This is a genomic window from Roseivirga sp. YIW32 (genome assembly GCF_057219245.1).
Window position 1 is genome coordinate 1353119 of the sequence record NZ_JBXVVG010000001.1, and the last position, 18011, is coordinate 1371129.

Here is an 18011-nt window from a genome sequence, read left to right on the forward strand (position 1 = left end):
TTATGAAAAAACCCGTCCAAATCTTCATTTTTGGCCTTTTTACAGTCTTTCTGATGAGCTGCAGCACGACGCGCATCACAAAAATTGAAAGAAGCAACGATTATGAAGAATTGTACCAGGCAGCAGTGGCCTATTACGAACAAGGTCGGTACGATAAATCCAAATTGTACTTGGAACGGGTAACACCTTACTACAGGGGCTCATTGGAGAGCGAAAAGATCTTATTGTACTGGGCATATAGTGAATACTACTTAGGCTTTTATCAATTGGCCGCCTACCAATTCAAAGAATTTTACCGCACTTATGGCAGAAGTCCTTTTGCAGAAGAAGCGCAATTTATGGAGGCCTACTCCCTTTACCTCGATTCTCCTGATGCCGAATTAGATCAGAGCAGCTCGGAAGAAGCCGTGGTCGCCATGCAGAATTTCCTGAACAGATACCCCGCAAGCGAGCATTATTTAGAAGCAAACGACATGATCGATGAGCTACAGGTAAGGTTTGAAAAGAAAGCCTATGAAACCGCAAAGCTGTATTATCGGTTAACTACAGGCTTGTCGTACCGAAATTACTTAGAAGCTGCCTTGATCACGTTTGAAACGTTTAAGAACGACTTCCCTGACTCTAACTACAACGAAGAGCTCTTGTATTTGTCTGTGGATGTAAGTTTTAAACTAGCGGATAACAGCATCAGAAGTAAAAAGAAAGAGCGTTTCGATAAAATGTACGATCTTTACGACGAATTCCGGGTGAAATATCCCGAAAGCGAATACATGAGCAAAGTGGAAGAGTACTTCCAACGCTCAAAAGAAGAATTGAATAGAATTAAAACATTATAAAAATGGCTGCAAACCCATCAATTATCACAAGAGACACAGACAAGTTGTCTGCACCTACAGGCAATATTTATGAAGCTGTCGCAATCATCTCGAAAAGAGCGAAGCAGATAGCCGGCACAATGAAAGAAGAGCTGAATAGCAAACTCGCTGAATTTGCCACAACTGTTGACAACTTAGAAGAGATCTTCGAAAACAGGGAGCAAATCGAAATTTCAAAATTCTACGAAAGAATGCCAAAGCCTACAGCCATGGCAGTCGAAGAATATTTGAATGGCGAAATTTATCATAGATACAAAGAAGCAGAAGAAACTGCTGCTGAAGAGGATTAATCCTCATGCTAGAGGGAAAGAACATATTGGTAGGTGTTACCGCGAGTATAGCAGCTTACAAGGCTGCTATTTTCGTTAGGTTGCTGGTGAAAGCCGGGGCCAACGTCCGAGTGGTCATGACCTCTTCTGCCAAAGAGTTTATTACACCCCTTACGCTTGCCACCTTGAGCAAGCAACCTGTCCTTTCTTCTTTCACTGATGGTGACCAAGGAGAGTGGAATAATCACGTCGAATTAGGTCTTTGGGCTGATGCAATGATCATTGCTCCTGCCAGTGCCAATACCATTGGTAAAATGGCTAATGGCATCTGTGATAACCTGTTGCTAGCCACTTATTTGTCTGCTAGATGTCCGGTTTTTGTAGCTCCTACCATGGATCTCGACATGTATCAGCATCCCTCCGTTCGCTCAGCAATCGATCGGTTGGCGTCATTTGGAAATCACATCATTGATGCCGAGGACGGCGAGCTGGCCAGTGGCCTTTCTGGTGTTGGTCGACTAGCAGAGCCTGAGCATCTGATGGAAGCACTTGATCAGTTCTTCAATTCAAAAAAAAAACTTAAAGGCAAACGCGTACTGATCACCGCAGGGCCTACCTACGAAGCCATTGACCCTGTACGGTTCATTGGGAATCACTCGACAGGTAAAATGGGCTACGCCTTAGCAGAGGCAGCACGAAATGAAGGTGCTGAAGTAACGTTAGTCTCTGGCCCCTCCTTTTTAACCCCTCCTCAAGGTGTTCTCTTTCAACGGGTCACTTCAGGTCAAGAAATGTATGCCGCAGCCAAAAATTTCTACGAAAAGGCTGATATCGCAATTTTCGCTGCGGCGGTTGCTGATTACACCCCTAAAGATGTTGCCGAACAAAAGATCAAAAAGGCTGGAGAACACCTAAACATTGAGTTGGTCCCCAGTGTAGACATTGCACTAGGTCTGGGGCAATTAAAGCAAAAACATCAATTGCATGTAGGTTTCGCGTTAGAGACTGAAAACGAGATCGCTCATGCCCAAGCCAAGATCAAAAAGAAGAACTTCGACATGATCGTACTGAATTCGCTTAAGAATGTTGGTGCTGGTTTTGGGCATGAAACCAACAAAATAACAATCATCGACAAAGCCAATAATCTAAACGAATTTGAGTTAAAGTCTAAAAAGGAAGTTGCCCAAGACATCATTGACGCCATCTGTGAAAAGCTATAGCCTTACCTTATTCGTTCTCCTATTGACCTCATTCAGTTTATCTGCTCAGGAGTTGCAATTCAATGTGAGCATAAATGCCGAGGTGGTGCAGACTACCGAACGGGCCATTTTTACCGAAATGGAAAATGCCTTTGAACGTTTTCTGAACGACACCGAATGGACGAATGATCCTTTCCGAAACAACGAGCGCATCAAAGGCAATCTCTTTCTGACCATAACGGATCAACCACAAGTAGGACGTTTTACAGCAAATGCACAAATACAGGTCATACGTCCAGTATATGGCACGAATTACGAGTCCTTACTCCTTAATTTTGCAGATCGTGATTGGGACTTTACGTATACCCAATCGCAGCCACTGCGCTTCAACGAAACCATCTACACAGACAACATCACGGCCATGCTTTCTTTCTATGCCTACATCGCCTTGGGCTTGGACTATGATTCGTTCAGTCCATTAGGAGGAAGTCGTCATTATGAAAAAGCACAAAACATTGTCAACGTAGCGCAAAACAGTGGTGCCACAGGTTGGGGGCAGTTCCAAAACAGGAGAAACCGGTATTGGCTAATCGAAAACCTTTTCATCAACAAACAATACGAACCCTTGCGACAAGCCATTTACACCTACCATCGACAGGTGATGGACAAATTCACTGAAGATCCAGTCACTGCCCGAGAGCAAGTGTTGGAATTGTTAAAGCAGATCCAGGCGGTCAACCGTGTGCTACCCAATTCCATTGGGATCATTGCTTTCCTAGATGCAAAAAATGACGAGATCGTGAATATGCTGAAAGAGGGCGATATGGGTCTGCGCAGAAATGCCTACAATGAATTGCTTAAACTCGATCCAAGCAGGCGGTCAAAATATCAACAGATCGTCAGAAACTAGTATTGTTTTCGCTAGGGTGAATTGATACATTTGCTACATGCTCACCAAGCTCTATATCCAGAACTATGCACTTATTCGGTCCTTAGAGATCACGCCAGATCATGGATTGAACATCATTACGGGTGAAACAGGAGCAGGGAAATCAATTATGCTCGGTGCTGTGGGGCTGCTACTTGGTCAGCGTGCAGACAGTTCTGTCATGTTAGACACAGAGACCAAATGTGTGATTGAAGGCACTTTTGATATTAGGGCTTATCGCTTGGAAAAACTCTTCGAGGAGTTCGATGTCGATTATGAAGATGAATGCATCATCAGAAGAGAGATCAACACCAAAGGAAAATCCAGGGCTTTTGTGAATGATAGTCCTAGTAATCTTGACTTCCTCAAAAAACTAGGCTTACAACTGATGGATGTGCATTCGCAACATGAAACACTTCAGTTGGGCGCTCAAGCCTATCAGCTCGAATTGATCGATGCCTTGGCCAACAACAAGGAAATCCAATCGGCTTACGCCTCAGCCTATCAAACGTGGAAAACGAAGCAACGAATATTTCAAGAACTCACTGAAGAAGGCGAGCAATTACGCAAAGAAGCTGATTATCATCAGTTCTTATTTGAAGAACTGGAGCAAGCGAATTTCCAGCCCGGTGAGCAAGAGGAACTAGAGGATGAGATCAATAAACTCGAACATGCCGAGGAGATCAAAACCAAGCTTTTTCAGGCAGTCCAGCTCTCGGACCAGGCAGAGATCAACCTCAGCAGCATGCTAGCAGAACTCAAGCAATTGATTCAGAGCCTCAGTACCTACGGTACTGCATATACCAAGCTTAGCGAGCGCATTCAATCGACAGCCATCGAGCTGCGTGATATCATCGATGAAATTGAAGCTGAAGAGCAGCAGGTAGAGGTGAATCCAGAGCATTTAGTAGCCTGTCAGGACCGCTTGAGTTTACTGTACAAGCTACAGCAGAAACACCAAGTCTCCACCATCGAGGACTTATTGAAAATTCAGGAAGAACTCAGTGACAAAGTACTGAAAGTTAGCAATTTAGACGAAGCCATTGAAGCTGCAAAGCAAGAACAAGAACAAGCTGAAAAAGTGGCTATCGCTCAAGCCGAAAAACTCAGGGAAAGTCGACTTTCCGTATTTGAAGGTTTTGAACAGGACGTTATCAACTTGATCGTTGAGTTGGGTATGCCGAATGCGCAATTTACCATTACTCATGAACAGATCGCATTGAGCAAAACTGGAGGTGATCAAGTGGAAATTCTTTTCTCAGCCAACAAGGGTATAGCCCCTACTCCAATCAAGTCGACCGCTTCTGGCGGAGAGTTTTCACGACTGATGTTTGCTGTGAAGTACGTGCTTGCCGGTAAAACAGCGCTGCCTACGATGATCTTTGATGAAATCGATACTGGAATCTCAGGGGAAGTAGCTATTCAAATGGCCAAAATGATGCAGCGAATGGCTGCAAAACATCAGGTCATTACCATCACACATTTACCTCAGATCGCTGCGAAGGGCAAAGCCCATTACTTTGTTTACAAAGATGAAAGCGAAACCACCTCTGCGAGTAAACTGAAAAAGCTTAACGAAGACGAACGATTAAAGGAGTTAGCTCAAATGATCGGAGGCGCAAACTTCACAGACACGGCCCTCAAATCGGCAAAGGAATTGATGGCAGACTAAGCAGCGGCAACCGCATGAATCTTGTCTCCATCACCTCGACGCATAAAACCTCCAGACGGAGACCTCGTACCTAGCCTTTTCTACTCTAAATCGCTTTTTATGCGTCACAATTCACTATAAAACACCTGCTATGACGGTCTTTCCTAACGAGATATTTTTTAAGCACAAAAGCAAGAATGACGACTAAAGGTCGTAGTTTTCGTTAGTTGCAACAAACAGATGAAGTCCACGAATAACCTCCTTGATGGTGTACAATCCCCGTAATTAAAGACACTACGGAGGTGAAAAAACTGCGTGCCGTAGTGAAGAATAAATCACTCGGCATAGTTGTACGAACCGAAGCATTTGAAGACATCATTGACCTTGAGGTCGGAGACACCAATTTGGCTCGAGCGAGAACACTCGAGCGAGAATACGATATCCGTCAATTATTTATCAAGTATGAGGGAAATAACCCCTCAGGAACACAAAAAGACCGAATAGCCTTTGCTCAAGTCTTGGATGCCATTAGAAGAGGATTCAACGAAATTGCATTGGCTACCTGTGGCAACTACGGCGTTGCTTGTGCCTATGCAGCTAGTTTGGCCGGGTTGACCTGCAAAGTTTTTATGCCTAGTTCTTATCATTCACAGCGTACGCAAGAAATTGAGAACTTAGGCGCTGAACTGATTCGGCTTGACGGTACCTACTCCGGCCACCAAGGCCCCAAACGTAAAGCTGCTATCAAAGCGGGGCAAACACATCCAATCGATGTTGGTGTCTTTGCCGATCAGAGCAAGGAATGAGCAATTACCAATAAGTCCGTAATCATAAGTATGTCGTTGTGCCATAAATAGAGCATTCGCTGATGAATCCATAAACTATGATTTATTCTGCAAAGGCGCCCTGTTTCACGCGTTTTTATCTGCACACGATTGTCATGTCTTTTCGAAACGGCTCCTTTTGACCTTAATCCATTTCCTTCTCCCTTCTTTCTGCCAATCTGGCAGATTTTCTCTTATTTTGACTTATATTTGCGCCTCAAATTAGATAGAGCATACGGATGGATCAGATCATACAGGACATAGACTTGGTTGACAGAAACAGCCAAGAGGCGATGGAAACGGTAAAGACTTCGAAGGAAGAAAACACCGGTAAAACCAAAAAACTCTACATTGAAAGCTATGGCTGTCAAATGAATTTCGCCGACAGCGAAGTCGTAACGGCCATCATGAAAGAGAATGGCTATGACACCACGAGCGAATTTGAAAATGCAGATGTCGTTTTTTTAAATACCTGCTCCATTCGTGAAAAGGCAGAGCAAACTGTCCGGAATCGCTTGAACCACTTCAATGCCGTAAAGAAACGTAAGCCAGAAATGACCATTGGTGTGCTCGGTTGTATGGCGGAACGACTGAAAGACAAGCTCTTAGAAGAAGAGAAGATCGTTGATGTAGTGGTTGGACCGGATGCTTATCGAGACCTACCCAAACTTGTAGAAACTGCTGAAGATGGACTAAAGGCGGTAAATACCTTCTTATCTAGAGAAGAGACCTACGCCGACATCTCTCCTGTTCGACTAAATTCCAATGGGGTGACTGCCTTCATTTCCATTATGCGAGGCTGTGATAACATGTGCTCATTCTGTGTTGTCCCATTTACAAGAGGTAGAGAAAGAAGTCGTGATCCACACTCAATCGTTAGAGAAGCACAAGAATTATTCGACCAGGGCTATCGTGAAGTAACCCTCCTTGGACAAAATGTCGACTCCTACAAATGGTCACCTGAAGAAAATAACAAGGCATGGTTGGAGAAAAAAGAAAAGCAAGGTAGCGAGGTCGAGGTGATTAATTTTGCCAACCTGATTGAAATGGTCGCTCAAATCTCACCTGATCTCAGGATTCGTTTCTCCACATCACACCCAAAAGACATTACGGACGAAGTACTTCATACCATGAAGAGGTATGATAACATTTGTAAATACATTCACCTACCTGCGCAAAGTGGCAATAGTCGTGTTTTGGAGCTAATGAACCGAACGTACACGCGCGAATGGTACATCAATCGCGTTGATGCCATTAGAGACATCCTCGGAGAGTCGTGCGGCATCTCCTCCGATATGATCGCGGGTTTTTGCACCGAAACAGAAGACGAACACCAAGAGACACTCACCTTGATGGATTACGTGCAGTATGATTTCTCCTACATGTTCTTTTACTCAGAACGTCCGGGCACACTCGCTGCCAAAAAATATGAAGACGATATTCCTCTGGATGTAAAAAAGAGACGCTTACAAGAGATCATTAATAAACAGCAAGCCATTTCTTTAGAGCGTAACAAGCTCGACCTTGGTAAAATACACAAGGTATTGATTGAAGGCACCTCGAAAAGGTCTGAAGAGCAAATGCAGGGTAGAAATACCGCCAATAAGGTGATCATCTTCCCACGCGAGAACCATAAAAAAGGCGAGTATGTTAATGTATTGGTAGAGGACTGTACTGCAGCAACTCTCTTTGGCAAGGTGGTCGACTAAATTTTTACGATTTGAATAACAAGGAAGTTCTAAGTATCAAACAACGCTTTGGCATAATTGGGAATAGTCCCAAACTGACTCATGCCATAGAGGTAGCCGCTCAGGTCGCTCCCACTGACATGACCGTTCTGATCACTGGGGAAAGTGGAAGTGGAAAGGAATCCTTTTCTAAGATCATTCATCAGCTCAGCCCAAGAAAACACGGCAAATTCATTGCGATCAACTGCGGTGCCATTCCAGAAGGCACAATCGATTCCGAATTATTTGGACACGAAAAAGGATCTTTTACCGGAGCCTATGAGGCCAGAAAGGGCTATTTTGAAGTAACCAATGGAGGCACCATTTTTTTGGATGAAATTGGAGAAATGCCCGTTCAGACACAAGCAAGACTTTTACGTGTTCTCGAAAATGGTGAGTTCATCAAGGTAGGTTCATCGAAAGTTCAAAAAACCGATGTCCGAGTGGTCGCGGCCACCAATGTCAATCTTGCGCAGGCTGTTGAAAGAGGGAAATTCAGAGAAGACCTCTATTATCGTTTGAGTACGGTGCCCATCTTCGTTCCCCCCTTGCGAGAACGAGGGCATGACATTGACCTTTTGTTCCGAAAATTCGCCACAGACTTCGCCGAGAAGTATCGGGTCGAATCAATCAAACTGGATGAAGAAGCCAAAGCGACATTGTTGCGCTTTAGATTCCCAGGCAACATTCGCCAATTGAAGAATTTGGTTGAACAAATGTCGGCGCTCGAAATGAATAGGATGGTCGACAACCAAACCCTATTGAAATACCTTCCTGGCGCCACCAACAGTTTACCGGCCATTTATAAGAACACAGATTTCGGAAATAGAGAAGAAAGTCTGAACGAACGAGACATCCTCTACAAAGTGCTCTTTGATATGAAAAAGGACATGACTGATTTGAAAAAATTAGTCCATGGATTGATTGAGAATGGAAACCTCGACACCAGTATCATCAAAGAAAACCCGAACCTATTTGATACGACAGAAAGCACTTCTCTCGTTCCATCAGAAAGAAAGCCTAGTCCTGAAAAACCAGCGCCGATCTACTTGAATGCAGAACCGTCTACTTATGACTATGACCAGGTAGAAGACATCTTACACGAGGAAGATGAATCTTTATCGATCGAAGAAAAGGAAAAGGAGCTGATCAAGAAGGCCTTGCGTAAAAACAACAACAAGCGAAAATATGCGGCACAAGATTTGGGGATTTCCGAAAGAACACTCTACCGAAAGATCAAGCAGTATGAGATCGAATAATATTATTCTCGCAATTTTTGTCCTTTCCACCGTTGTTTCTTGCGGCATCTATTCATTCAATGGAGCATCCATTGACTACAACCAAACCCGAACCTTATCCATTGCGAATTTTGTGAATGATTCGGGGGGTGGACCACCCAATATGGGACTAACCTTCTCAGAAGGCTTAAAAGATTATTTTCAACGTCGCACCAAATTAGAATTGGTGGCGAGCAAAGGCGACATGCAGTTTGAAGGCATCATTGGCAATTACGTGGTGAGGCCACAGTCAGTAACCTCCTCAGGCAATAGCAATGTGGCAGATGGTACTGGCCTTATGCGTTTACAGATCAGCGTGAACGTTGTGTTTACCAACAACAAGAAAGAAGAGGAGAGCTTTGAACGGCAGTTTTCATTCTTTTCAGATTACGACCCTTCAGCCAATAGCCTCAATAGCATTGAGAATGATTTGGTGGAAGAGATCTTTGAGCAGATTTATTTCGACATTTTTCAGGCTTCGGTTGCCCAATGGTAAAAATCCTTCTAATTTCATCCTTCAACCAACTATCGAGTGAACCGCCAACGATTTAATCAACTCCTGCACGACCCCTCCCTCGTCGAAAACAATGACATTCAGCAGTTGAATGAATACCGCAAGAAATACCCTTATTTCCAAGGATTGTATGTGATCGTAGCCAAGGCACTCAACGAAAGAGAACATCCAAAAACAGAGGCATTTATTAAAAAAGCCGCCATCTATTCGGCCAACAGAGCCCATCTAAAGGCCATTATCGAAGGAGATTACTTATTCGAAAAAGTTGAAGCGATAGTCGAAGAGCAAGTAGCTGCTGATCAGGAAGAAAAAACCGACTCAAAAGACCCAAAAGAGCAAGCATCCTTAACAACCGAAACCCAGAACGAGAATAAGGTAGAAGAAGTAGAGTCCTACGGCGATGATCCGGTGCTCAATGAATTAAAAGCCACCAAAGCGAGAATTGATGCGCTGTTAAGAGGTGAGACGCCCCAATCTAATGAGGAAAACACTGAGTCCATTGCCCCTGAATCGACCAACGACTCCAAGGCAATCCCAACTCGAGGGCCTGTCAATCCTCGAAAGACCAGTCAGGTCGAAATCATTGAAAAGTTCATCGCAGATGAACCAAGAATAGACATTCGGCGCAAAGCCTTAGCAGAAGGCGACCAGCATCAAGAAGACTTGGCTCAAAAATACTTGGCGCCACCTGAGCAATTCGAGACAGAGACCGTAGCTAAATTGATGATCAAACAAGGGAAGGTAAAAAAGGGCTTGGCCATTTATGAAAAACTACGTTTGAAGTTTCCTGAAAAAAGTAGTTACTTTGCGACCCAAATTGAAAAAGTAAAGGCTAAACACAATGTTTAAATTATTTATTATCCTAGCTGTCATCGTTGCAGTATTATTGATCTTGATCGTTTTGATGCAAAACTCAAAAGGAGGCGGATTATCGAGCCAATTCGGCGGTGGTGGCGCCCAGCAGGTCATCGGCGTGAAGAAAACCACTGATATCTTAGAAAAGGCAACTTGGGTCTTCATTGGTGCCATGATCGTGTTTAGCTTATCATCGAGTTTACTCATCAATAAAAGTGCGAATAGTGAATTCGTCAATCCTAACGTGGATGCTGCCTCTCAGGACACAGGAGCTCCACTAGAGCAAGTACCGAATAACATGATGCCTGTTGATACGGTGAACACCGGAACATTGCAAGCTGTCCCAGATACAACAGGGCAGTAAATCAAAAAAACTAAAAGAGAAGCCTCGATTGTTCTAGGCTTTTTTTATTGCATTTTGGTGATGGTTTGAAGAAGCAATTGCTTACTCATGGGCACCATCGTTTCTTCAAAAGGCAAGGCTTTCTTGCTATGGATCACAAAGGTCGCCGGATTGGGTAATGCCTTATAGGTTTGGATCATTTTGAGCTTTAAATGCTCGAAGGTATCTCCCACTCCCCTTACCAATCGGTCCAGCCACTGAAAATGTATCCCACGGAACTGCTCGTTGTGAAGTATGAATTTTTTCATCCTGAACTGAAACACTTCTGTCAATTGTCTCGAACCGTTTTCCAGAAATAAGTACCCTTCTTCTTTATACAATGGAATGATGCCTACCGTGTCGATTTCGATAGCCGAGGTCACGATATCATGCAACTCTTTGCCTTTGCCCAAGGTGTTTTCCATCGTTGGTATCGCATAATCAATCAATTCAAGTACTTCTTCGGGTAACTCATCATCCTCATAGATCTTACGGTAAATGATTTCCAATTTATTCAGATCAAGTCGTGAGATCTCTTTTGGAAATTCCCCTTTGATGCTTCTCTTTTCCGACTTTAAAAGTTGTAGGTCCTCATACCGCTCGATCAGGTCAGTCATGAACGGGTAGAGTTTATCTTCATCAAAATGTTGTTCGACATGTTTGAGATAGGCCAACAAAATATACTTCTTGTACTCGAAATCGAGTAAGCCTTCTGTTATCCAATCTTTCCTAAGTTTTTCCATTGAAAGTTCGTTTGGTTAAAATCCAATAGTTGATGATACAGAAGATAAATATTCGCGCGGTAGAATGGAAAAAACTGACATAAAAAAATGCAAATCTGTCAGTATTGACAGGTCAATGGCAGTCATCAGTCCTAAAGAAACTGTCAAATATGCATATTCTTGACTTGGCACATAAATCGCTAGCTAGGTCGTGTAAAACTGAAATTACATTAACCTTTAATTAAAAATGTCAAACGTAAACATTACTCCATTGGCAGACAGAGTTCTGGTAGAACCTGCTGCAGCTGAAGAAAAAACTGCATCAGGAATTATCATTCCTGACACCGCAAAAGAAAAACCACAAAGAGGTGTTGTAATTGCTGCCGGTAACGGCAAGAAAGATGAGCCTTTAACCGTGAAAACTGGTGACACGATCCTTTACGGAAAGTATGCCGGTACTGAAATCACTGTTGAAGGAAAAGACTACTTGATCATGAGAGAGTCTGACATTTTCGCAGTAATCAACTCATAATTTTAATTCAAAACATTAACAGATAAAGAAATGGCTAAAGAATTATTCTTTAACAACGATGCTAGAGATCGACTGAAAAAAGGTGTTGATACCCTAGCCGATGCAGTAAAAGTGACATTAGGCCCTAAGGGTAGAAATGTGATCATCGACAAAAAGTTCGGTGCTCCTACCGTAACTAAAGATGGTGTTTCTGTAGCGAAAGAAATTGAATTGGCAGAGCCGATCGAGAACATGGGTGCTCAATTGGTGAAAGAAGTGGCTTCTAAGACGGCCGACAGCGCTGGAGACGGTACCACTACGGCTACTGTACTCGCTCAAGCGATCTTCGCAGCTGGTATTAAGAACGTAGCTGCTGGAGCAAATCCAATGGATTTGAAAAGAGGTATTGATAAAGCGGTAACGGCAGTTGTTGCTGATCTTCAGGCACAATCTAAAGCCATTAAAGACACCAACGAGATCAAGCAAGTAGGTACTATCTCAGCCAACAACGATGCTGAAATTGGTGAAATGATCGCCAATGCGATGGAAAAAGTGGGCAAAGACGGTGTAATCACTGTAGAAGAAGCCAGAGGTACTGAAACTGAAGTGAAAACTGTGGAAGGTATGCAGTTTGACAGAGGTTACCTCTCTCCTTACTTTGTGACCAACACTGAAAAAATGGAAGCCGAACTGGATGATCCATACATCTTGATCTACGACAAGAAGATCTCTTCAATGAAAGAATTGCTTCCTGTATTGGAGCCGGTTGCTCAGTCTGGAAAGCCATTAGTGATCATTGCAGAAGATGTTGATGGTGAAGCATTGGCTACACTTGTGGTGAACAAAATTAGAGGTTCTTTGAAAATCGCTGCTGTAAAAGCTCCTGGCTTTGGTGACAGAAGAAAAGCAATGCTCGAAGACATCGCAGTGTTGACTGGTGGTACTGTGATCTCTGAAGAAAGAGGTTACAAACTAGAAAATGCAACGATGGAGTACTTGGGTACTGCTGAGAAGATCAACATCGACAAAGACAACACAACGATTGTTAACGGTGCTGGTGAATCAACTCATATCGAAGCAAGAATCAAAGAGATTCAAACGCAAATTGAGAACACAACTTCTGACTACGACAGAGAGAAATTGCAAGAGAGACTTGCTAAACTTTCTGGTGGTGTGGCCATCCTTTACATCGGTGCGGCTACTGAAGTTGAAATGAAAGAGAAAAAGGACAGAGTTGACGATGCATTGCACGCAACCAGAGCGGCCGTTCAAGAAGGCGTAGTTGCTGGTGGAGGTGTTGCGTTGATCAGAGCTGCTGCTGCTTTGGCTAAAGTAAAAGTGGATAATGAAGACCAAGAAACTGGTGTGAACATTATTCGCATGGCAGTTGAATCACCTTTAAGAACAATTGTCGCCAACGCTGGCGGTGAAGGTTCTGTCGTGATCAACGAAGTGAAAGCTGGCAAAGCAGACTATGGTTACAATGCCAGAGAAGACAAGTATGAGAACTTGATCGCAGCTGGTGTGATCGACCCAACAAAGGTGACTCGATTGGCACTAGAAAATGCTGCTTCAATCGCTTCTCTTCTATTGACGACCGAGTGTGTTGTAGCAGAAGAACCAGAAAAAGAAGGTGCTTCGGCCATGCCTCCAATGGGCGGCGGCGGAATGCCAGGCATGATGTAATTTTCTAGTACGTAGTACTTAGATCATAGATAAAAAGCCTCTTCAACCGGAGAGGCTTTTCTTTTTCATATAGCTAACGAGTGGCTTAGGTTAAAAATTATTGACAAAAATCAGTATTTGACGATTGTTAATTTCCGATCTTCATACCTCGTTTGAAAAATGTTCATGAGACTATTTTTACTATCTCCTTTTTTTGGTTTTAACACTCCAATTAGTAGGTCAGTCTAGCTTCGGACTTTCTATAGGCTTGGATAACACAAAATTTAGTGGGGACAGACCGAATCTAATCACTTACGAATTCAAGAGCGGATTATCACTCATCGCTTTTGGGGATTTTCAATTAACCGATCAGGTTGAATTCTCCCTAAGGGCTGGATATGCCCAAGGAGGCGTCAACATAGCCTTCAAAGACAATATACAAGTAGATGAGGAGGACCCATTCATCTTTCCTATCAAAGACAATTATTTTAGCATTGCCCCACTATTTAAACTCTATAACAAAAAAAGGATCTATGCCTTCGTGGGACCTGAACTGGGTTATTTGTTAACCTCTGATGCACAAGTGAATGGGCAAAAGATTGATCTGAGCGATCGATTGAATGAATTCGCTTTGGGGCTAGACATTGGTTTGGGGTTAAATTTCAATATGCTGAAACAGGCTTGGGCGGTTGAATGGCAACTGAATCAAATGCTGACCACCTTAACCCTCAAAGAAGAAATTGACAACGGAACCGCACCGAAACTGAGAACCACCCGAACAAGAGTAGCATTGGTGTATAAATTCAAGAAATAATGATGAATATCAAATCCTGGATGCTCATTTTAATGCTTGGTATTAGCCAGTTGAGTTACGCACAAAAAGACAGCGTAAGTACACCATTGATCAATGGACATCGTTTCGTTTTAAATGAGCTGATCAGTAATCCGTTCATGTACACCAGCTTCTCACTCAATATGGGCTATGGAGTCAGTGATGGTTACGCGTTCCCCACTTTTGAATTAGGTGGAAGAGAAATCACTATTCAATCAGGAGAACTGTTGTTCGCTAGTTTACATACCTCCTACGCCCAGCAGATCAATGAATGGTCTATGGCCTTTATCAACATTGGTTTTACGGGCAGGTTGGGTACAGATCCAGCCAGCATGCTGAGTCAGGGCATCAATTCGATCACCGGATTATCTTATGGCATGCGTTTTAAACTGTGGCAAGGTCAAAAAAGCATGCTCAGCACCGAATTTCAAATTAGGAACTACTCCATTGCTTATGTGAATTTATTTAAATACATCCGGGACTTAATTGAAGACGATCCAAGCGCTAGTCTCGCGCAGAATAATACTTCTCTGGCTGGCAATATTTCGTTGAACTATGCATATGCCTTAAATGATATGATCGGCTTTTATGGAAATGTAAAATACTTCTTGGGTGACAACTTCATACGAGGCGAAACGATCAATGCATTGAACTTCTCTGGGGCCATCGATCTTAACTTTTTAAACCGTACAAAAATTCCTCTGGGAATCAATTTAGGTTTTAGTTCATCCACAGTCCCTGAATATACCTTGGCCAGAGAGACCACCTCTACCATATACACGTTGCAAATCACTTATGTGGGCAGAGAAGACCTACAAATAGGTATTAACACTAGTTTTTTCAACACCCCATTAGAGGTAGAAGAATTGCCAATCACGACGGGTCTGGAAACCAATGTCAGTAACCTCTCTCTTGTGATGCGTTACTTCTTTTAAGTAACCTATCCCTGTGAAAACTGGGCCTGTCACTCATACGAACAAAGTGACTAATCTCGTCCATCTAGCAACACCTTAGCTTCCGTTTGTTGACAAAAGAGAATTCTGCTAACAACTACTGTTGAATAAAGAGCAAAAGTTTTTTTAAAACCTTCTCAAAGCAAACAACCTGTTTGCACTCATAGCGGAAGTTGGAGACTGTATCTTTCCGGCTCATTCAATGAGCGGTGTGACCGGAGTTGAAGCCATCAAAGAAAACAGTAGGCACATCAAAGGGTTTATTGTGGTGGAACCGGTTGGCTCACCTACAGATAAAAAATCCATTGAAGAACACTTTGCCGCAATTCCCTTTTTAGGTGTTTATGGTGACTTTATTGATGAACGAAGACAAACAGGGAGAAAGGAGGCCGTTCAAAAAACGATTGAGCTCATCAGAAAACACAAGAGTCAAGCAGAAATGATCGATTTACCAGCCCTCGGGATCAATGGCAACACCCACCTCATGATGCAGGATTACAACAATCAGGAGATTGCCAAATTGATTATGGATTGGATCAAGAAAGCAGGTTAAAAACATTCTGTTGAACGAAAAAAGCCGAAACTCGCGTTTCGGCTTTTTTATGGTTACTAGTATTATGGTTTAGCCCAAATTGATCTGCACGTCGTTTTGAGCAAAGGGCTGATCGTACAGGCGCTTACCAGAAGCTTTATAGAGGGCATTGGCCAAGGCACCTACTGCAGGTGGAAGACCTGGCTCTCCTAAGCCTGTTGGGTTGATCTCGTTTTCGACGAAGAATACCTCAATTTCCTTTGGCGCCTGATTATGCCTAATCAACTTATACGTGTTGAAATTCTTATTCACGGATTCTCCATTTTCGAAGGTCAATTCGCTGTACATGGCATGGCCAACTCCATCCACAACACCACCTTGTATGATATTGATCGCTCCTTCTTTATTGACCACTATTCCACAGTCCACAGCACACCAAACCTTCTGTATGCGCGGTTTATTGTTTTCCATCACCACATCCATCACTTGGGCCACATACGACTGATGACAGAAATACGCAGCAACTCCTCTGAACACTCCTGGCTTTTCTTCTCCCCAATTTGATTTCTCTTTTACCAGCTCGAGGACGCCGGCATAACGCTTTGCATCATATTCCAAGTTCTCACCAACCGGGTCATTGATCGCTCGGTCGAATAAGGTCAATCTAAAATCGATCGGATCTTTTCCGGCAGCTTCCGCTACCTCGTCAAGAAACTGCTGCTCTGCTCCTGCCGTAAAGTGAGAACGCGGAGCTCTCCAAGCGCCAGTTGAAATGTTGGTACTCGACATTTTCTTTTCGGCCAAATAGTTAGGTACTGCTCCGGCAGGAAATCTATTAGGGAAGATCGGTCCTTCCGGTAAGCCCACTCCTTTAGCAGAGAACGCAATAAGATTCCCCTCTTTATCAAGACCTGCTTTATAGGTCGAACGATAAGGTGGTCGATAGGTCCCCTGGGTCATATCATCCTCTCTCGTGTAGATCAATTTAATGGGAGCACCTGCTTTTTTAGATATCGCTGCTGCCTCCAAGCCCGTGTGGTTATAGAGCCTTCTTCCAAAGCCTCCTCCCATGCGTGTCATTTCGACTGTGATCTTCTCAATAGGCATATCAAAAAGCTGAGCAAGGGAATCTTCCAAAGCCTTAGGGGTTTGGGTTGGTCCTACCATCTCTATCTTTTCGTCCGTCACGTGCGCGAAAAAGTTCATCGGCTCCAACGTATTGTGCGCCATGAAAGGCGATGTATAGGTACGTTCGATGACTTGAGCAGCAGTGGCAAATGCGGCCTCCACATTTCCGTCTTTTCTGCTCTGCTGCACCTGGCCTTTCTCCAGGTCTTTAGCCAAGCGCTCTTCATGCATCGCTGAACTTTCCAATGGACTGACTTGCTTCCAATTTGCCTTAATGGCCTTTTTCGCCTTCATCAGTTGCCAGGTAGATTCCCCAACAATCGCAATGAGCTGATTAAATGCGTTGACATCGGACCATTGAGGTTGTCCCATCGAAGTGTCAATGATGAATGCATCTTTCACCCCATCCATTGCTTTGATCTCTTCGGCATTAAAGTCTTGTATTTGCATGCCGAATGCAGGCGGATGTTCGATCATGGCATAAAGCATACCCTCTCTTTTGTAATCCAGTCCAAAGAGTGGTTTTCCCGTTACGATTTTAGGTCCTTCTACATTCTTTTGGTAGCTACCCAGCAAGGTGTACTCTTTTGGCTCTTTCAGTTCCAGTTCCTCAGGAACTTCGATATTCACTGCCTTTGACGCTAATTCGCCATAGCCCAAACTTCTTTTCCCGTTACGTTCACGTACAATGCCTTGTTTTGCCTCAAGAGTCGATGCGTCTACACCCCATTCTTGAGCTGCTGCTTGGATCAACATGTACTTTCCTGCAGCACCCGCCATCCTTAAGGGATCCCATCCATACAAAATCGATAAACTGCCTCCAGCAAACTGCGGATTCTTAAAGGCATCTTCATCCAAAACTCCTTGTTCAACGACCACATGCTTCCATGGTACATCTAACTCCTCTGCAACGATCATTGGCATAGAGGTCATTACATTTTGGCCAATTTCCGGATTTGGATTGTATATAGTGACCAATCCGGTATCCCCGATTTTGATGTATCCATTGATTTCGAACCATTCGTTGGGTACATCAAGGGTCTCGTTTTCTGTAGATAAGGTCGAGCAACTGGTCAACCAACTAAAGCCGATCAACATCCCCCCTCCGGCTGCAGTTGATGTTTTCAGAAATGATCTTCTTCCTAATTTTGTCTTAATTACTGTCAT

Annotated in this window: 18 protein-coding genes; 16 read left to right on the plus strand and 2 right to left on the minus strand. The window is 43.5% G+C overall.

Annotation, left to right across the window (positions count from 1 at the left end; translation table 11 throughout):
* Window positions 1–2 precede the first annotated feature (2 nt).
* From AC2D6U_RS06510 to secG, 11 genes are all read left to right on the plus strand, one after another.
* Entirely contained in the window at window positions 3–836 is an 834-nt protein-coding gene (locus tag AC2D6U_RS06510) for an outer membrane protein assembly factor BamD (protein ID WP_484720143.1), read from the plus strand.
* A 2-nt stretch (window positions 837–838) separates the two neighbouring features.
* Window positions 839–1165: a DNA-directed RNA polymerase subunit omega gene (locus AC2D6U_RS06515; protein WP_484720144.1), complete on the plus strand. Its 327-nt coding sequence runs from the start codon at window positions 839–841 to the stop codon at window positions 1163–1165.
* Window positions 1166–1170: 5 nt separating this feature from the next.
* Entirely contained in the window at window positions 1171–2364 is a 1194-nt protein-coding gene (gene coaBC, locus AC2D6U_RS06520; RefSeq protein ID WP_484720145.1) for a bifunctional phosphopantothenoylcysteine decarboxylase/phosphopantothenate--cysteine ligase CoaBC, read from the plus strand.
* Window positions 2351–3253: a type IX secretion system protein PorD gene (gene porD, locus AC2D6U_RS06525; protein ID WP_484720146.1), complete on the plus strand. Its 903-nt coding sequence runs from the start codon at window positions 2351–2353 to the stop codon at window positions 3251–3253. Before coaBC ends, porD begins: the two co-directional genes overlap by 14 nt.
* Before the next feature lie 37 nt (window positions 3254–3290).
* Entirely contained in the window at window positions 3291–4943 is a 1653-nt protein-coding gene (gene recN, locus AC2D6U_RS06530) for a DNA repair protein RecN (RefSeq protein WP_484720147.1), read from the plus strand.
* 281 nt (window positions 4944–5224) lie between these two features.
* Window positions 5225–5728, plus strand: coding sequence for a pyridoxal-phosphate dependent enzyme (locus AC2D6U_RS06535; RefSeq protein WP_484720148.1), 504 nt, complete (start codon window positions 5225–5227; stop codon window positions 5726–5728).
* 257 nt (window positions 5729–5985) lie between these two features.
* The gene (gene miaB, locus AC2D6U_RS06540; RefSeq protein ID WP_484720149.1) at window positions 5986–7455 is read left to right on the plus strand and encodes a tRNA (N6-isopentenyl adenosine(37)-C2)-methylthiotransferase MiaB; all 1470 of its coding nucleotides are present in this window, start codon (window positions 5986–5988) and stop codon (window positions 7453–7455) included.
* A gap of 11 nt (window positions 7456–7466) precedes the next feature.
* Window positions 7467–8732: a sigma-54 interaction domain-containing protein gene (locus AC2D6U_RS06545; RefSeq protein ID WP_484720150.1), complete on the plus strand. Its 1266-nt coding sequence runs from the start codon at window positions 7467–7469 to the stop codon at window positions 8730–8732.
* The gene (gene lptE / locus AC2D6U_RS06550) at window positions 8719–9246 is read left to right on the plus strand and encodes an LPS assembly lipoprotein LptE (RefSeq protein ID WP_484720151.1); all 528 of its coding nucleotides are present in this window, start codon (window positions 8719–8721) and stop codon (window positions 9244–9246) included. Before AC2D6U_RS06545 ends, lptE begins: the two co-directional genes overlap by 14 nt.
* Window positions 9247–9282: 36 nt before the next feature.
* Complete coding sequence (locus AC2D6U_RS06555) at window positions 9283–10113, plus strand: hypothetical protein (RefSeq protein WP_484720152.1); 831 nt, start codon at window positions 9283–9285, stop codon at window positions 10111–10113.
* Window positions 10106–10483: a preprotein translocase subunit SecG gene (secG, locus tag AC2D6U_RS06560; protein WP_484720153.1), complete on the plus strand. Its 378-nt coding sequence runs from the start codon at window positions 10106–10108 to the stop codon at window positions 10481–10483. The genes AC2D6U_RS06555 and secG overlap by 8 nt, the downstream gene beginning before the upstream one ends.
* Window positions 10484–10527: 44 nt before the next feature.
* Here secG and AC2D6U_RS06565 read toward each other — a convergent pair whose 3' ends face one another.
* Window positions 10528–11244, minus strand: a complete 717-nt coding sequence (locus AC2D6U_RS06565; RefSeq protein WP_484720154.1) for a hypothetical protein — start codon at window positions 11242–11244, stop codon at window positions 10528–10530.
* A gap of 226 nt (window positions 11245–11470) precedes the next feature.
* Between AC2D6U_RS06565 and AC2D6U_RS06570 the strand changes: the two genes are divergently transcribed.
* From AC2D6U_RS06570 to AC2D6U_RS06590, 5 genes are all read left to right on the plus strand, one after another.
* The gene (locus AC2D6U_RS06570; protein WP_484720155.1) at window positions 11471–11755 is read left to right on the plus strand and encodes a co-chaperone GroES; all 285 of its coding nucleotides are present in this window, start codon (window positions 11471–11473) and stop codon (window positions 11753–11755) included.
* A gap of 30 nt (window positions 11756–11785) precedes the next feature.
* Window positions 11786–13420, plus strand: coding sequence for a chaperonin GroEL (gene groL / locus AC2D6U_RS06575; RefSeq protein ID WP_484720156.1), 1635 nt, complete (start codon window positions 11786–11788; stop codon window positions 13418–13420).
* A gap of 193 nt (window positions 13421–13613) precedes the next feature.
* Window positions 13614–14213 (plus strand): porin family protein, encoded by a 600-nt coding sequence (locus AC2D6U_RS06580; RefSeq protein ID WP_484720157.1) that lies wholly within the window; start codon window positions 13614–13616, stop codon window positions 14211–14213.
* Window positions 14213–15166: a hypothetical protein gene (locus tag AC2D6U_RS06585; protein WP_484720158.1), complete on the plus strand. Its 954-nt coding sequence runs from the start codon at window positions 14213–14215 to the stop codon at window positions 15164–15166. The genes AC2D6U_RS06580 and AC2D6U_RS06585 overlap by 1 nt, the downstream gene beginning before the upstream one ends.
* 220 nt (window positions 15167–15386) lie before the next feature.
* Complete coding sequence (locus tag AC2D6U_RS06590; protein WP_484720159.1) at window positions 15387–15737, plus strand: alpha/beta hydrolase family protein; 351 nt, start codon at window positions 15387–15389, stop codon at window positions 15735–15737.
* A 69-nt stretch (window positions 15738–15806) separates the two neighbouring features.
* Here AC2D6U_RS06590 and AC2D6U_RS06595 read toward each other — a convergent pair whose 3' ends face one another.
* Window positions 15807–18011 carry a xanthine dehydrogenase family protein molybdopterin-binding subunit gene (locus AC2D6U_RS06595; protein ID WP_484720160.1) on the minus strand — a complete coding sequence of 735 codons (2205 nt, stop codon included), beginning with the start codon at window positions 18009–18011 and terminating at the stop codon, window positions 15807–15809.